This is a genomic window from Actinophytocola sediminis, assembly GCF_054779715.1.
The window spans coordinates 120,824-137,113 of the sequence record NZ_BAAGXS010000098.1 but is presented as its reverse complement, the minus strand read 5'-3'; the positions used below and the strand labels follow the sequence as shown (position 1 = coordinate 137,113).

14 protein-coding genes are annotated in these 16,290 nt (G+C 70.8%); 3 read left to right on the top strand and 11 right to left on the bottom strand.

Going from position 1 to position 16,290, the window contains the following annotated elements; all coding sequences use genetic code 11:
• Positions 1-1,120 (bottom strand): PucR family transcriptional regulator ligand-binding domain-containing protein (locus tag ACYVIP_RS42140; protein ID WP_460406714.1); only part of this gene is annotated, 1,120 nt, incomplete at its 3' end.
• Between the two features lie 22 nt (positions 1,121-1,142).
• Positions 1,143-1,583 carry a hypothetical protein gene (locus ACYVIP_RS42135; RefSeq protein ID WP_460406713.1) on the bottom strand — a complete coding sequence of 147 codons (441 nt, stop codon included), beginning with the start codon at positions 1,581-1,583 and terminating at the stop codon, positions 1,143-1,145.
• A gap of 81 nt (positions 1,584-1,664) precedes the next feature.
• Between ACYVIP_RS42135 and ACYVIP_RS42130 the strand changes: the two genes are divergently transcribed.
• The gene (locus ACYVIP_RS42130; protein ID WP_460406712.1) at positions 1,665-2,396 is read left to right on the top strand and encodes a metallophosphoesterase; all 732 of its coding nucleotides are present in this window, start codon (positions 1,665-1,667) and stop codon (positions 2,394-2,396) included.
• On the opposite strand, the gene ACYVIP_RS42125 is transcribed toward ACYVIP_RS42130, so the two are convergent.
• Complete coding sequence (locus tag ACYVIP_RS42125; RefSeq protein ID WP_460406711.1) at positions 2,393-2,917, bottom strand: DUF2087 domain-containing protein; 525 nt, start codon at positions 2,915-2,917, stop codon at positions 2,393-2,395. The two genes, ACYVIP_RS42130 and ACYVIP_RS42125, sit on opposite strands and share 4 nt — an antisense overlap.
• A 124-nt stretch (positions 2,918-3,041) precedes the next feature.
• Here ACYVIP_RS42125 and ACYVIP_RS42120 point away from each other — a divergent pair, with 124 nt between their 5' ends.
• Complete coding sequence (locus ACYVIP_RS42120; RefSeq protein WP_460406717.1) at positions 3,042-3,866, top strand: DUF72 domain-containing protein; 825 nt, start codon at positions 3,042-3,044, stop codon at positions 3,864-3,866.
• Between the two features lie 111 nt (positions 3,867-3,977).
• Positions 3,978-6,368, top strand: a complete 2,391-nt coding sequence (locus tag ACYVIP_RS42115) for an eCIS core domain-containing protein (RefSeq protein ID WP_460406710.1) — start codon at positions 3,978-3,980, stop codon at positions 6,366-6,368.
• A 117-nt stretch (positions 6,369-6,485) separates the two neighbouring features.
• Here the strand turns inward: ACYVIP_RS42115 and ACYVIP_RS42110 are convergent, their stop codons facing one another.
• From ACYVIP_RS42110 to ACYVIP_RS42075, 8 genes are all read right to left on the bottom strand, one after another.
• A complete protein-coding gene (locus ACYVIP_RS42110) occupies positions 6,486-7,904 on the bottom strand; it encodes a vWA domain-containing protein (RefSeq protein WP_460406709.1) in 1,419 nt (472 codons plus the stop codon).
• A gap of 17 nt (positions 7,905-7,921) precedes the next feature.
• On the bottom strand, positions 7,922-10,147 hold the full coding sequence (locus tag ACYVIP_RS42105) for a serine/threonine-protein kinase (RefSeq protein WP_460406708.1): 2,226 nt from the start codon (positions 10,145-10,147) through the stop codon (positions 7,922-7,924).
• Positions 10,148-10,175: 28 nt separating this feature from the next.
• The gene (locus ACYVIP_RS42100; RefSeq protein ID WP_460406706.1) at positions 10,176-11,699 is read right to left on the bottom strand and encodes a S1 family peptidase; all 1,524 of its coding nucleotides are present in this window, start codon (positions 11,697-11,699) and stop codon (positions 10,176-10,178) included.
• Positions 11,696-13,033: an ABC transporter substrate-binding protein gene (locus ACYVIP_RS42095; protein WP_460406705.1), complete on the bottom strand. Its 1,338-nt coding sequence runs from the start codon at positions 13,031-13,033 to the stop codon at positions 11,696-11,698. The genes ACYVIP_RS42100 and ACYVIP_RS42095 overlap by 4 nt, the downstream gene beginning before the upstream one ends.
• Positions 13,030-14,175 (bottom strand): hypothetical protein, encoded by a 1,146-nt coding sequence (locus tag ACYVIP_RS42090; protein ID WP_460406704.1) that lies wholly within the window; start codon positions 14,173-14,175, stop codon positions 13,030-13,032. The genes ACYVIP_RS42095 and ACYVIP_RS42090 overlap by 4 nt, the downstream gene beginning before the upstream one ends.
• Positions 14,176-14,389: 214 nt before the next feature.
• Entirely contained in the window at positions 14,390-15,142 is a 753-nt protein-coding gene (locus tag ACYVIP_RS42085; RefSeq protein WP_460406703.1) for an HD domain-containing protein, read from the bottom strand.
• Between the two features lie 11 nt (positions 15,143-15,153).
• Entirely contained in the window at positions 15,154-15,657 is a 504-nt protein-coding gene (locus ACYVIP_RS42080; protein ID WP_460406702.1) for a DJ-1/PfpI family protein, read from the bottom strand.
• Between the two features lie 66 nt (positions 15,658-15,723).
• A complete protein-coding gene (locus ACYVIP_RS42075; protein WP_460406701.1) occupies positions 15,724-16,206 on the bottom strand; it encodes a MarR family winged helix-turn-helix transcriptional regulator in 483 nt (160 codons plus the stop codon).
• Positions 16,207-16,290: the final 84 nt, after the last annotated feature.

Genomic DNA, 16,290 nt, shown 5'->3' with positions numbered 1-16,290 from the left:
GGCCGACGACACCGGCCGCTGCGGCGAGCCCGGCACCCGCGGCGGTCCGCATACCGCCGGCCAGGTCCGGCGCCCCGGCCGGCAGCAGCACGATCGCGCACTCGTCACGCACCGCCCCGAGCAGCGGCAGGTCGTGCTCGGCCAGGACCCGGTCGGCGTCGGCGAGCGCGCGCCGGGGGCTGCCGCCGAGCAGTGCCAGCACCCCGATCCCGTCCCGCACCGGCAGACCGGCCTCGGCCAGGAGCTCCGCCGCCGCCTCCGCGTCCAGGCTCGCGTCCAGCAACAGCCCGCAGAGCACCGCGCCCACCCGGTTCCGCGCGTCCCGCACCCGTTGGGGCTTCTCCTGGTCGAGCGCGATCAGCGAGACCGCGTGGCCGACCAGCAGCTGGTCGGCCACGGCCGGCGCGGACTCGGTCACCAGCACCAACCGGCCGTGCACCCGCCGCCCGACGCGGACCAGCTGGCCGATCGCCGCGCCGTCCGGTCCGGTGCTCGACGTGCTCGCCGGGCCGTCCGCCCGCAGGTCCGCGAGCACCGCCGGGACCAGTCCGGCGCGGGGCCCGCGCAGGCCGCGGGTGGCTATCGCGGCACCGTCGCGACCGAACAGCGCCACGCCGCCGCCGGTGATGTTCGCGAGCTCACGCACCACGGCCCGGGGGCCGCCACGCAGCGCCGCCCTGGTCATCGTCAACTGCCCCCGGGCGGCCCTGGCCACACCCTCGTAGCGCAGCTCCGCGAGCCGGTGGGTCACCGCCTTGGTCACCGCGACGAACGGGGTGGGCAGCGGCACCTCCAGCAGCGGCAGCCCGACCCGGTCGGCCGCCGCCACCACGGCGTCGGGCACCCGGTGGAACGACAGCCCGACCCCGAAGGCCAGCCCGGCGACCCCGGCGGCGTGCACGCTCTCGACGTAGCGCCGGCGGCCGGCGGCCGAGCCCGGCAGCCGCAGCCCCGTCGTCAACACCAGCTCGCCGCCGTCCAGCCAGGGCACCGGATCGGCCAGCTCGATGCTGTGCGGCCAGGTGATCCGCCGTGCGAGCCCGTCCTTGCCCGCCAGCACGCTGAGTCCCAGCTCCCGCTGCTCGAGCAGCCACTGGACGGGGACGCTCGTCTCCACCACCGGTGGATCCTCGCACGTCAGGTCAGCGGCGGCCGGTGGCCAGGATGACGAGGAACTGGCCGCCGCCCGCCTCGACGGCCGCGGTCACCGGCAGCCCGGGCACCAGTCGGGAGAACCGGTCCACCAACCAGTCCGCCGCCTCCGTGGCGTCCTGTTTGGTCGGACAACGAGCCACCAGTTCACGGCCCCCCTTGCGCTCCAGCCGCCCGGCGACGGTGATCAGCGGCGCGGGTTCGACCACGTGCAGGCGGTCCGGCCAGGCGATGACCACCTTGACCGCGCCCTTGCGGGTGTTGCACCCTCGGTGCGCGAGCCGCTCGACGACCTTGGCCTTGCGGTCGGCGGTCCGGCTGTCGACGCTGGGTCCCCTCTGGTCGTTCACCGACATGTCGGGATCGACCGGTTCGTCGCACACCCAGCAGCGCCAGCCGTCGCGCTCGGCCACATCATCGAGGAGACTCACCCTGGCAAACTAACAGTGGTCGGCTGATCCCACGCCCCAGTGGCCCTCCCGCCGAGGGGAAAGACCTGCTGGAATGTCAGGGTGATCGTCTTCGCGCACCTCAGTGACCTGCATCTGGACGGCAGCGAGCGCGCCGCGGAGCGCGCCCGCCGGGTCGTGGACTACGTGAACTCGATCGAGCTGGACGCGGTGCTGGTCACCGGGGACCTCGCCGACCACGGTCGACCTGAGGAGTACGCCGAACTGGCCGTCGCACTCAAGTCGCCGCACCCGGTGCTGCACCTGCCGGGCAACCACGACCGTCGCGGACCCTATCGCGAAGGGCTGCTCGGAGAGCCGGCAGGCGACGGGCCGATCAACCGGGTCCAGCGGGTCGGCGACGTGAGCTTCCTGCTCGCCGACTCGACGATTCCCGGCCAGGACAACGGGTTTCTCGCCGAGGAGACACTGTCCTGGTTGGACTCGACCCTGGCCGCGACGGCCGCCTCACCCGCGTTCGTCTGCTTCCATCACCCGCCGGTGTCCCTGCACAGCCCACTGGTCGACGTGATCAAACTGGACAACGCGGCGCGACTCGCCGAGGTGCTGGACGCACACCGCAACGTGGTCGCGGTGCTGTGCGGGCACGCGCACACCGCGGCCGCGACCACGTTCGCCGGCCTGCCGCTGTCGGTCGCCCCCGGCGTGGTGTCCACCCTGCCGTTGCCCGCCGAACCCCGCCCCGAGGTCGACCTCGACCTGCCGCCCGCCTTCTACCTGCACGTCCTGGACGATGAGCGGCGGCTCACCACGCACTGCCGGGTGGTTGTCTAGCGGCGGTAGCCGGTGCCGCCGCGGTCGCGGAGGATGAGCCCCTCGTCGACCAGCGCCCGGCGCAGGCTGACCCAGTCGTCATGCCATTCCGCGCACAGCGCGTTGACCCGCGCCTCGGAATACACGTGATCGGGGTCGAACGCCTCGACGACCACACCGAGCACCCGAGCACGCACCGTCGCCTCGGTCGGCAACGCCAGCAACCGCCCACGGCGGAAGTAGGCGCCGGCACCGTCGCCACCGACCGCCGAGACCCTCCGCTCGGTGCGCATCGCGGCCTTGAAGACATCCTCGACGGCCTCGTAGTGTTCCCGCCCGGCGTCGGTGGTGACCATGCCGCCGGAAACGAGCTTCTGCAGCGCGGCCGCCGCCTCGCCGGCCGCAAGCCCGCTGCCCGCGATCACCTCCGGCAGCGTCCTGGCGCCGAGCACCAGCGCGGCGAACACCCGTCGGCGATCCGACTCGGCGAGCAGACCAACCAGATCAGCGGCGGACAACCGGCGCGTGTCGTCGATACTCACGCGCCGACGGTATCGGCACACCGCCGGACCCACCGAAGATCGCCCCATAAATAATTGGGTCCACCTTCGAAAGAACGATCGACGGGAGCGGGGCGGAGTGGCAGGTCTTCATGTCGGCTGCGCGATGTGGACCCACAAGGCATGGCCTGGGCGGTTCCTGCCGCGGCCACTGCCGGCCAGACAGCGCCTGGCGGCCTATGCCGGCTGGTGCAACGCGGTCGAGGGCAACACCACCTTCTACGCGACCCCCGCCCGGGACACCGTCGCCACCTGGGCACAGCAGACCGACCCCGGCTTCCGGTTCGTGGTCAAGCTGCCCAAGGTCGTCACGCACGAGCGCCGGTTCGTCGGGGTCGAGGCCGAGATGCGGGCGTTCCTGGACGCGATCGAGCCGCTCGGCGAACGGGCGGTCCTGTGGACCCAGTTGCCCGGCTCGTTCGGCCCAGCGGACGTCGACGCCCTCGGCCGCTTCCTGCGCCGGCTGCCCGCCGACCGCCGGCGCGCCGTGGAGGTGCGCCACCCCGGGTTCTTCACCGACGCCGGCTCGACGTCGCTGCTGGAAGGGACCCTCGCCGGCGCGGACGCCGAATGGGTGCCGTTCGACACCACGGTCTTCTTCCAGCGCCCACCGGCCAGCGAGGCCGAGCAGGACGCCTGGGCCAAGAAACCCCGGCTGCCGCGCCGGACCCGGGCGTTGACCGACCGGCCGATCGTCCGCTACCTGGGCCGCGACTCGGCCGAGGAGACCGCCGAGGGATGGCGGCCGTGGACCGGCGTGGTCGCCGGCTGGCTGCGCGAGGGCCGGTCGCCGACGGTCTTCGTGCACACCCCCGACAACGACGACGCGCCGGCACTCGCCCGCCGGTTCCACGACGACGTGCGGGCGCTGGTGCCCGACCTCGACGCGCTGCCCGAGCCGGCACCGGTCGAGCCGGCGACCCTGTTCTGAGCGATCGTTTTCAAAGACTGCCCTTTTCGGCCGTCTGTTCATCCCTTCTCCCCCGTCCACCCACCTGCCACGCTGGTGGCGATCCAGGACCCACGACCTCAGGGAACATGGATGCGCCTGCAGGAACAGCCAGAACGGGCCTCGGCCGCCCCCGACCGGCGGTCCCGGTCACGCCAGCGATCCGATGAACTCACCGAGGACGGGATCCGCGCGTTGCAGCGCACCGCCGGCAACCGCGCGGTGGTGCGGATGTTGGCGCGCGCCAAGGACGCGCGCCACGAAGCGCAGACCGAGTTCGAGCCGGGGCGGCGGTCGTCGGTCCACGAGGTGCTGCGGACTCCCGGCAGGCCGCTCGCCGAGCCGGTGCGCGCGCAGATGGAGTCCCGCCTCGGCGCGGACTTCTCCGACGTGCGGGTGCACACCGACAGCATGGCCCGCGCCTCCGCCGCCGAGGTGGGCGCCCGCGCCTACACCTCCGGCGTGCACGTCGTCATCGGCGATGGCGACGACCGGCACACCCTCGCCCACGAGCTCACCCACGTCATCCAGCAGCGCTCCGGCCCTGTCGCCGGCGTCGACCGAGGGGACGGCCTTCGGGTGAGCGATCCCTCCGACCGGTTCGAGCGGGCCGCCGAAGCCAACGCCTCCCGGGCGCTGGCGGGCCCGGTGCCCCACCGGGAGCCCGGTGCGGACGCCCCGGTGGCCCTGCAGCGCGCCCTGGCGCCGGCAAGGGTGGTCAAGCGCGGGGATGCCCGGCTGCACAACTCGACGAACGACAACGGCGATCCCGAGGTCAGGCGGCACTACGTGCCGTTTCGTGACTCGGCCTTCACGGGCACGGTCCCGCAGGGCGAGGTACTCTGGCTCGACTCGGCGCGCACGGTTAACTCGGGTTCCCGGGTGTATGTGTGGGCGCGCTATAGCCCGCCGGGCGGCCCGCCCGTCCAAGGATATGTCAACGAGGCGAACGTACAGGTCGGCAGGACCCTGCCCGGCACGAACCTGCATTTCCTGCCGATAGGCGCGTTCCACCAACTGCTCTCCCCCGAGGACAACAACCCGCTCCCCGGGGGAGATCGGCTCGACGACGTCGGCGTTGACTACCTCGACCGAACGATGACCACGCTGAACGACGCGGAGACCCAGACCGGGCTGACGGTCCGCGACCGCGAGTCCCTGATCCAGCAGATCCTCAACGACACCAAGCAACTGCTGAACGAGGGCGACGGACCATGGGGCCAGGCCCCGAACAACCTGCGGCAGGTACGCGATCGGGTCAACGCCGATCGGGCAACGCTCGTCCAACGTGGGCTGATCACCTCCCGGCACCGGCTGACCGACGTGGAGTACACCGGGAGCGACTTCCACAAGGGCGGCCAGCAGGTCCTCTTCCTGTACTTCACCGCGCCCGCCACCGACACCGCCGCTGAGGACCAGCGCAAGCTCGTCTACAAGCCGAGCAGCCTCCAGGTGGACGCCGAGTTGTACGGCAGGGGCCGCGGCCTCGCCGCCACGCTGGACCCGACCGGCGAGCGGATCCCCACATACACCATCATCCCGGCCACCACGCAGGGCGCGGACGCGGGCTACGGCTACCTGGAGTTCGTGCCGTCCGGATCCCCGCGCACCGACGCCGATCTGCTCGGCGTGTACGCGAGTATCGGCGCCAACATGGCACTGTCCTATGTGGTCGGTCTGGAAGACGTCCACGAGGAGAACGTCCTGCTGCTCCAGAACCGGATCCAGGTGATCGACATGGAGGCGACCACCGGCATCTTCGGCGAGAGCGAGAGCACGGGCTTCGAGGCCCAGCTGTGGCACAAGGCGGTCAACAACAAGATCGGCCCCCAGCTGCGCCGGCTGGCCACCAATGGCCAGTTGACCGACGTCCCGGCGACCGACGCCGCGCTGGCGGCGGCCCGGCAGGCGTTCACGGACACGCTCGACCGGGCGCTGGGCTCGCGGCGCACGGCGGTGAGCGATCACGGCCGGAATCTCGCCCAGCAGCGAGCCCGGTTCGTCCCGATCGCGACCGCGACCCTGCAGGACTTCATCTTCGTGGCGGGGTCCTACGACTACCAGCGCTGGCTGGCCCGGCTCAACGACGAGCGCGCGACGCCCGGCCAACCCAGCACCCTGGCCCAGCAGGCGCTGGGCAGCAGCGGCAGCACCATCGCCGACATGGACACCATCCTGCGCAGCCGGGCCGTCTTCGACGCCCTGAAACGGGGAGACGTGCCGTACTTCAGCCGCGATCTCGGATCAAGCGACGTCTACGACGAGGCGGGCGGCAAGCTGGCCGTGAACCAGCACTCCAAGATCGGCCCGGCCATCAATGACGCGATCACCGGCCGGATGGCCGAATCGTCACGGGCGAAGGCCGACCAGATCTTCGCGGCCCAGGCCCTGCCGTGGATCCGGGCCATCAACAACGATCTGCTGGCCGGTGGCCACGGGCCGGGTGCGCACTCGGTGGTGGTCCGGGGACGGGACGCGAGCTGAGGTCCTCGCCATGGCCGCGCCGGTCACTCGGCCGGTTGCCCGGGCCAGCGGAAACCGGACGACTTCCTGGTTCGTCACCCGCACCGTCCTTTGTGTCCGTCGCGCCCGATGCCCTTCTCAGGCATCGAACTTGTACCCGCACGCACCGCAGAACCTGGCGGTCGCTCTCTCGTGGCAGGCCGGGCATTCCCGGTCCGGCCCCGACACGGTTGGCCGGCCGGCTCCCGCCTGGTCCGGCTCCTCATCCGGGCTTCTGCTCGAGATGACCGAGCCCATCTCCACCGAATACAGATCGACCGGACGCACCGATTCCCTGATCCGAACCACCCCGAGAACCGGGTCGATGATCTCGACCAGACGCCCGAGCCGGGTAAGCGCCTGGTCGTTGCCGAGTTGGGTGGCCAGGGCGACCGCACGTCCCCACTCGGTCGTGGCCGTGGCCAGGTCGTTGGCGTCGTGCGCGGTGCACCCGTGTTCGATGGCGTCCCGCAGCTCGGTCTGCTCCAGGTGGTGGGCCACCCGCCGGTCCATCCTGCTGGACAGCTTGAGGTCGCCGGTCCAGCACACGAAGACCAGCGCGGGTGCGCCCGCGTTCACGAACTCGGTCGAGCCGGGCCGGCGCAGCTGCACGTCGACGCGGGCGAGCCGGATGTCCTCCCCCAGCTCCTCCCCGGCGTAGTCGACCCGGAGGCACAGGTGGAACTCCCGGGTCTCCGGTCCCCAGGAACCGGTCGGGAACGCGGTGGCCCGTTGCCCGGCGGCCAGACCGTCCAACATGGACATCGTGGGATAGGTCTGGCGCAGGAAGGCGATGCCGGTGTGCGCGGTCGTCCCGACGCGGATGCGCACCTCCGGCACGAGCTTGCCCATGGCGGACTCGGTCATGGCGCGGAACTCGTCGGTCAGGTCATGGTGTTCCCGGATCGCGTCGGCCGTGCCGTGCAGGGATTCGGCGATCCGCAGCAGTTCCTTCGGTTCCCAGTCGGTGCCGATACCCCGGGAGTCGCAGGTGAAGACCGGCGCGCAGGCAGCGAGTTCGTGCTCAAGCACGTTGCTGCCCCGGTTGTTCTGACCGTCGGTGAGCAGGATGGCGTGCCGCACGGCGTCGGGACGGCTGGCCAACAGTTTCCTGGTGAGGCGCAGCCACTCACCGATGGCGGTGGAACCACCGGCATACAGCTTGGCGACCGCGTTCCTCGCCGCCTCTCGGGTCGCCGGGTCGGCGACGGCCAGTCCCTGTTCCGGCGGATACACCATTTCCGCGTCCTGGGTGCCCGCGACGACGGCGAACCGGGTGCCGTCGGGCAGGAGGCCGATCGCGATGCGGGTCGCCCGTTGGGCCGCGGTCAGCTTGGTCGGCGGAAAACTCATGGAGCCGGAGCAGTCGATGATGATGACCTGTGCGAGTTCGGGTGCGACGGCTCCTGGTCCGGTTCCGTCGGCGGTCACGACGAGCACGGCATGCATCTGGTCGTCCGCCGGTGCCAGGTGGTTGACCTGACTGACGCGCACGCTGAACTGTGCTGGCTGGTCCATGTCTGTAGTCCCTGCGGTCAACGGAAGGTGATGGGGCGACACGTGTTGGCGAGATCAACCAGGTCGGCGTGCTGGGTGCTGGTCTCGGACTGCCTGGCCAGTCCGCGGTAGGCGTGCTCGAGTCGCCGCCGCAGTGCCGTTTCCCCAGCCCGATCCTTCTTCCTCGCGGCCAGCCACCGGCCGAGTTCGGTTTCCCGGACGATCGTCGCCAACCGGGTCCGCGCGTCGCCGGTTCGTGCTCCGTTGTCCAGGTACAGCTGGGACAACCGGCTCTCGGCGGCGTCCAGGTCGGCCGAGGACGGGCGGCCATCCTCACCGGGAACTCCACCGAGGTTTCCGCTGAGCACCCGGACGGCCGCGATGCCCGCCGCGTCGAAATGCCGGGACAGCTCGGGGGTCTCGTCCAGCAACCGCACCGCCGCCGCGCGATCCCCGCTGGCGAGCCGGATCCGCGCGAGACCGAACACCGCGCTCACCACGGACCGGTCGCGCTGCCACACCGCCTCGTAGTACGACTCGGCCTCGTCGGGGTCACCACCGTGTTCGGCGCAGAACGCCAGCGCGAGCTTCGGCGCGTCCTCACCGGCGACCGCGTCGTACACCGCGCCGAACTCCCGCTCGGCGGCCGGCACGTCGCCGGCACCGAGCGCGATCAGCCCGGCGTGCCAACGCAGCCGCCAGTCCTGCTCATCGTCGAGCAGTGCCGCCGCCTCGTGCAGGTGGAGCATGGCCGCCTCCGGGCCGGAGGCGATCAGGCCGGCCCGGCACCGGGCCAGCGCCGCCTCCACCGTGTGCACGTCCGTGGCCGCCAGCTTGTCCCGCAACCGGTTCATGTCGTCGGGAGCGGCCGCGAGGACGTCGGCCGCCGGGTCGTCCGGTGAGACCAGCGGCTCGGGCAGGCCGGCGGCCACGCCTTCGGGGGTCGGCACACCGATGTCGAGCACGGCGTCGGTCAGCGGCTGGTCACCGGTCCGCTCCGTCCAGCGCAGCAGCGACGGCACGACGCCGAGCCCAGCGTCGAGCAGCGCCGCCGCCGGCGCGAACCTGGCCGACCGCTCCGGGCGTGGTACTCCGTCGCGCAGTGACGCGATCTCCCGCAGCACGCCGGCACACTGTTCGGCCATCTCCGCGGCCGAGGAGAACCGGCGGTGCGGATCGGGGTTCACGGCACGGTCACAGATCCGGTGGAAGGACGTGACTCCGCGCGCGATTCGCCGCTTGTCGACCGCGCCGTCGTGCTGGCCGGTCCGGTCGGCGGTCGTCAGGTAGAGCCGGTGCAGGGTCTCACCGACGGTGTACAGGTCCGACCGCACGGTCAGGCCGTGCCGCTCGATCTCGGCGTCCGGGACCTGAAACCCATGTGTGCCGACCCTTGGGCTGTGCCGGTCACCGATCGCCCGCACGCCACCGAGGTCGATCAGCTTGACCCGGCTGTTGTCCGGCTCGCCGTGCTGGCCGGAGCGAATGATCACGTTGTCCGGCTTCAGGTCGCAGTACAGCAACCCACGGCCGTGCAGGTAGTCGAGGGCGGCGAGCAGTTGCAGCCCGCACATGAGCACGTGCTCGATGCGCAGTGGCTCACCCAGCGGCTGCTCGCCATGTCTGGACTTCGCGGCGACCTCGCTGAGGGTCAGGCCGTCGACGTACTCCATCACGATGTAGGCCCGCTCGGCCCTGAGGTGCTCGTCCGGGTGGGTGACGAAGTTGTAGATGCGCACGATGTTCGGGTGGTTGAGGGTGGTCAGCGCCTGCCGCTCGGCGTCGGCCTGTGCGACGTCATCGACATCGATCAGTCCTTTCAGGACGACCGGGTTGTCGTCCAGATGGGTGTCGTTGGCCAGGTAGACCCAGCCCTGACCGCCGTGGGCCAGGCGGCCGGCCACCCGGTACTGGTCACCGACGAGATCACCTGGCCGGAGGCTGGGCAGGAACGAGAACGGCGTACCGCACTCCTGGCAGTAGCCCGACATTCGGGGCGGCAGGGCCGACGGGTCCTGGCAGTTCCTGTTGGCGCACCGGCGCTCCCTGCTGGGCAGCCGAAGATCGTCCACAAGGCGCCTGGACGGGTCCGGGAAGTCGAACACCGGGAAAATCAGCGGATCACTCCGGCGGCTCGACCGGCGTTCGCCACTCTCGCCGTTCGACGCGGCCGGCCCTGGCCTGCCCGCGTGCCCGCAGCTGTCGCAGTAGCTGGTCTCGTCGACCGTACCCTGGCATCCCGGCCGGACACAGGCGGTCGTCATGGTCCGTCTCCCCCGGGCGCCGGGAGTGTCATGTCTGTTCCTTCGCCAGGGCCGCCAGGGACGCGCGCACCGCGTCCCCGTAGGCGGCTACGGCCGCGCGCACGGCGTTCTCGTCGACCGGGTCGGCGGCCAGCAACTCCATCGCCACCCGGTACAGCTTCGCGAGACCGACATGCTCGATCAGCCCGTCTGCGGCGGCCATCGCCCTCATCGCGTCCAGCAACCCGCGGTCGGCCGAGATAGCGGCGTCGTGCCGGCGCCTGGTTGCCAGTCGCCGCTCGATCCTGGCGACGCACTGGTTAACGGCCGGCAGCCGTTCGGCGACCCGCTCGGGCTCCGTGGCCGCGGCCATGCGAAGTTCGCTCAACCGCAGGCGTAGTGCGCTGATCTGGTCGCCCAGCTGCCCTTCGCCGGCGAGCGCCGCGAGCCGCGTCGTGTACCCGTCCAGTCTGGCCTTGACCGTGGCGACGGCCAACTCCCTGGCCACCGCCACGCTGGCGGAGTCCTCGTCACGGAAGCAGAGCACGAGCCGCGCGCCGCTGCGCGCCATCGGCGCGAACACCTCGCCGAGCAACGCTTCCGGCTCCTCGGCCTGGTCGACCTCGATCGCCACGATCGTCATCGGCGGCGTGCCGGCGCGCACTCGCTCGCCGGCGGTAGGTGCGTCGTCGGTGGCCAGACCCGCCCGGCTCACGATGCGCCGCGACACCTCCTCGACCGTCTGTCCATCGACATCGAGCGCGAGGTCCACCGGTGCGAGGCCCGTACTGTCCGGGTTGGACAGTGCGACCGCCGCTCGCACAGCGTCGAGATCCGGCCCCAGCACGACGAGCACGGCGGGTCCGTCCTGCCGGCGTCGCAGCCAGTCGGCCAGATCCGTGGCCAACGCCGCCGGCCGGCCGTCGCCGGGCGCCGAACGCGTGAAGCCCGGATCGACGCCACTGTCGCCAACGACCCACTCCGACACCAACGGCAGGTGCGAAATGATCGCCTCGGTCGGCAGCATGTAGGCCAGGCCGGCGTCGCCGTCGGTGTACTCGGTCACCACGATCCCGAGAACGTCACCGGTCTGGTCGTCGATGACCCCCGCGCCGCTGAACCCGGCACGCACCCGTTGCTCGGCCTTGGACCGACGGTTCATCTGCACCCATTCGACGCCAACCCGCCCGGCGAGGGTCATCCGCGCCCATGCCCCGACATCCAGGCCGTCCGGGTAGCCCAACGTGTGCACCGGCCGGTCCCAGGTCAGCGCCAGCCGCCGAAGCTGGGCGCCGACGCCGTGCGGCTGGGGCTCACGGAGCCGGAGCACGGCGACATCTCCACGCAGTTGGTCGGCGCTTGCCGGCACGCACAGTCGGTCCACCAGCAGAGCTTCCGAGCGGGGAATGCCGTCCAGGCCAACCAGGTCGACCGTCAGCTCGGCGGCCTTCAGCGCGACATGCGCACACGTGAGGACGTGCTCATGGCCCAGCAGCACCCCCGCGCCCAGGATGTTCGCCGGAAAGGCGCGTGCGCGCACCCGCACCTGCCACGGCCATACGCCACCCGTCATGATTCCTCACACGGCAGATCGAGCCATTCCTCTTCCGGGATCTCGCTCCTGATCTGGTCGAGGTTCTCCAGTAGTTGGTCGAGCTGTCCGGGATTGCTGAGGTACTCGAGCACGGCCCGGTAGTACGCGGTGCGCAGGGTCGCCGGCAGGATGTCGACCGCGTGGAAACACAGGGTGTCGCCCGAGCCGAACACCGTGGCGATCCGTTCGCTGATCCCGTCGTCGCCGTACACCTCGGTCCCGACGTTCTTGTTCACCGTAAAGGCTCCGCTGCCGGGAATGCCGGGCCAGATTCGCTGTGCCTCGTCGGTTGCCAGATACCGCAACAGTTCCCTGGCCTGTGGCGTGTCGTTGAACATGCCGGCGAGGTCTACCGACACCGTCCACACAGGATCTTTCGCGGCGAGGCCGGAGAAGGGAAAGAAGTCGAAGTCGACACCGGGTTGCGGTTGGCCGGGGAAGTCGCGGTAGAAACCCATGATGAAGGAAGCCTGGTGTTCGAACACACAGCCCGCCCCATCGGTGAACAGCGGTCGCCCGCTGTCCTCGAAGTCGGTCAGCAACGCCGTGCGCGGGCCACCGTGTACGAACCTCGGGTTGGTCGCGATGGCACCCCACTCCGTCCATGCCCGCCGAACCTCGTCCGAGGTCCAGGCCAGCTTGCCCGCGGCCAACTGCTGGTACTTCTCCGCGCCGAACCGGTTCACGAAGATGTCCTCGATCAGGTCCACGCCGGGCCAGCCGGAGATGGGCGCGTCGCCCATTCCCATGCACCACGGCGTGGTGCCGTTGTCGGCGTAGGTACGGCTCAGGGCCAGCAGGTCGTCCATGGTCTTCGGCAGCTGCGGTTTCGCCAGCTTTTTCGGGTTGTACCAGACGAGGCTGGTGAGATTCGCCTTCACTGGCACGGTGTAGATGTGCTCGACCCCGTCGACCTCGGTCGGCAGCAGCCACGGTCCGTCGTAGAGGGCCCGGTCCGCCTCGACGAGCACGCCGTCCAGCGGGTACAGCCGGCCGCTGCGGACGAACTTGGCGAGGTCGCCCGGCGTGGACAGGATCGCGATGTCCGGCGCGGCCTCGCTCGGCATACTGGACTGCAGGACCTGTGCCAGCGCTCGGGTCTCCTGGTAGTTGACCTCGATCCCGGTCTTGGCGGTGAAGGCGTCCAGCACCTGTTTGAACGCGTGTCCCTCGGAGTCGGGGCCGGCGTCCAGCCACGGCCCGAGCACGGTGACACTGCCCTGGGGATCCAGGCTGGCGCAGGCGTGCAGGCTGGTGGTGGCCAGCAGCGTCAGCAGGCCGATGGCGGCACGGCGCAGCAGTGGTTTCCTCATCTCGACCGGAACCGGTACTCGTTGAGGCGCGGGCGGAAACCGAGCAGCATCGTGCCCGCGAGCAGCACCGCCAGCACGGACAACCAGACACGCAGGCCGGTGTCCACGGTCGCGGCGGCGGCCTGCTCGGTCACCTCCCGGGTCTCCGCGGCGAGCACCCCTTCGGTGGTCGCGGAAGTGGAGTCGCGCAGCGCCTCCACCGCCCGGTCGAACTCGGCCAGGGTGTAGCCGCAGCCGGCCGGATCATCGCAGGTGCGACCAACCAGTTCGCGAAGTTCGCGCTGCCCGGACGTGACCGTCGTGCCGTCCACCGCCCGTTGTTCGGCCACCAGCCCGTACAGCAGGTGTCTGGTGTTCTCCAGCCGCTCGTTCGCCCCGGCGACCCGCACGGTGATCATGACCAGGGACACCAGCACGACCGCGGCCGACACCAGCCAGGGATTCACGCGGCGCCGGAACCGGCGGAAGAACAGCCAGCTGGTGAACCCCAGCAGGGTCATCAGCGCGAAGGCGGGTAGCAGGACCACCACGGCGGTGCCCGGCGTCGTCGCCGTGTCCGCCAGCTGGCGGTCCAGCACGCCCTGGTGGGCCACCAGGAGCGCGTCGAGTTGGTCGACCAGTACCCCGCCCGGCCGGTGCAGCAGCCGCGAGGCGTTCCACAGGTCGACGGCGCCCAGGGTTTCGCCGTCTGCTTGGCGGAAGTGCGCGTCGGCCTGCCCGATCATGCCGACGTAGGACACCACCAGCCCCTGTACCAACTGCAACGCGCCGCTGCCGACATCGCCGGCCATGTTGTGCTCGGCCACCCTGGTCAGGCTCTGGCTCGCGATCGCGATCTGGTTCCGGAACTCGTCACCTGGGCCGGCGAGCTGAACTCCGCCCGAGGTGAAGTTGGCGATCGCGGCCCGGTCGGCACGCAGCAACGCGGACTTCGCCGCGACGATCTCGCCGATGGCGGGAACCGTGCGATCCCGCACCTCCGCCGCCGTGTCGTGCACCCGGGTGAACACCAGCAGACAGGCGACGAAGACCAGCAACGACAGCGTCAGCAGGCCCGCGAGCAGGCTGATCAGCAGGCGACGAGTCGTGCTCCGGCCAGGTCCGCGCAGGTATGGCCGGAGTCGCCAGATCCCAGACGCCACGCGAGCTCACCCCACCCCAGGTACCGGCAGCACGTGCGGGACCACGATAGTGGGAATTCCTGAGTATTCGATGAGAAATCAGCACATTTTCGCCGGACATTGGTCCGGGAAACCTCGCACCAATACCGACCCGGATCCGGTTGGTGGCCAGCGCGCGTCCGTTCCACCTCCTTTGTTCGATCTTTGTTCGATGTTCATGGCCCGCCGGAAAAGATCAGTCCGCCCAGGTGTTCGCGTCGAGAATCATGTCCCAGGTCAGGTACGGCTGGGCTGGGTGGCGCTGGTGGTGGATCTCGCCGGGCAGCGTCATCGGTGGTGCCTTGAGCGGGTTGGCGACGGTCTGCGCGAGGATGGCCTCGGTGAGCGCCCGGCTGCCGCCGAGGCGGGGGTAGCGGGCATGCACGCGCTCGGCGAACCCGGGTGGGACCTGGTCGGGGGTGTCGGGGCCGGTCAGGTCGATGCCGATGCCGGTCTGCGCGATGCCGATCTCCTTGGGGCGGCGGCGTTGGAACACCGGTGACGCGTGCAGGTGTTGGGCGGTGTGCAGCGCGATGGCGTCCCACACGGTGTCCACCCGGCGGTCGGTCACGCCGTGCTGTTCCAGGAACCGGGCGGCGAGGTCGGCGCCGGCGACCTCGAACCGCTGGTCGGTGTTGCCCTGCTCGGTCAGCCCCATGTCGTGCAGCACGCAGATGAGGAACATCAGCTCGGCGTCGTAGTCCTCGCCCGGCCGCCTGCCCTGGCGCTCGGCGGCGGCCTGGCCGAACAGGAAGCTGCGCAGGCTGTGGTTGCGCAGGAACGATTGCTGGGTCTCGGTTACCAGCTTCTGCGCGTTCCTGGCCAGCCTGGTGGTGGGGAAGGACAGGTCGGCCGGACTGGCTGAGGCCGCGCCGGTCGTGAGGCCGACGGCGACGGCACCCGTGACTGCGCCGCCGAGCACCGTGCGGCGGGAAACGGGACTGGGCATGGAGTTCTCCTTCATGAGTGGGCGAAACGTTGGCGGTATGCGGTGGGGGTGATGCCGAGGACCTGGAGGAACACCCGGCGCAGGGTCTCGTCGGAGCCGAAGCCGCTGCGGCGGGCCACAGTCTCCACGCCGGCGTCGCAGGACTCGAGCAGGGTGCCGGCCAACAGGCCAGCCTCGGCCAGCAGGAACGCACCGGTACAGATCGAGGCGACCCGGCGCGCGCCGGCGCCGAGCCGGCGGAGCTGCGCGATCAGCGCCGGCGACGAGCCGTCGAGCAGGCCGGGCGTCGGCCCGGGGACGACCACGGTGTCCACCGGCGAGTCCACATCGGACAGCGCGAGGTCGACGCCGAGCACGACCCCGGTGTCCGTGCGCACCGGCCGGCCGTCCAGCGAGGTGAGGCGGGTCCGGTAGCCGCCGGCACCGGTGAACACCTGCACCGGTCCGGTGACGTCGAGCAGAACCGCGCCCTCGCACACGACCACGACGACCTCGTGCTGAGTTACCTGATCCACACCAGGAGTCTCGTCGGGACGTCCGAGGTCCTCAAGGACAACCGACCCACAGATCCAGACCTCGCGTCAGCGTGGCTCAGCCGGCGGCAGCGCCGTCCTCGCCAGCACCGTCGCGTCGATGCTGGCGGCGAGGAAGCGGGCGATCACGCGGCGGTCCGCGCCGTCGAACTCGCCCCAGCCGAGGGACAGCTCCCTGCCGAGTGGGGCGAACGCGCGGCGGAACTCCCTGGCCTCGGGGTTCACCCGCAGCTCGATTCGCCGCCGGTCGGTCGTGCTGCGCTCCCGGCGCACGTGACCGGCCGACTCCAGCCGGTCGAGCAGCGCCGTGGTGGCCGACGCGGACAGGTGCAACGCGTGCGCGAGCTCGCCCGGGCTCAGCGGCTGCCCGGCGTCGACGATCAGCGCGACCGCGGTGAGATCGGTGCGGTGCATCCCGTGGGTGAGGCTGAGCACCTCGATGAACCGGTCGAGCTCCACGGTCAGCTGCCGCAGCTTCCGGACGAGTACGTCGTCACCGTGCTCGTCGGGCCACTCGCTCCCTGCCGCCACTGACGGCCCCCTTCCGACCGGGTTGCCCGACCATCCTAGTATTTCGATCACCGAACAGTTCCATCATCGAAATATTCTGGGATG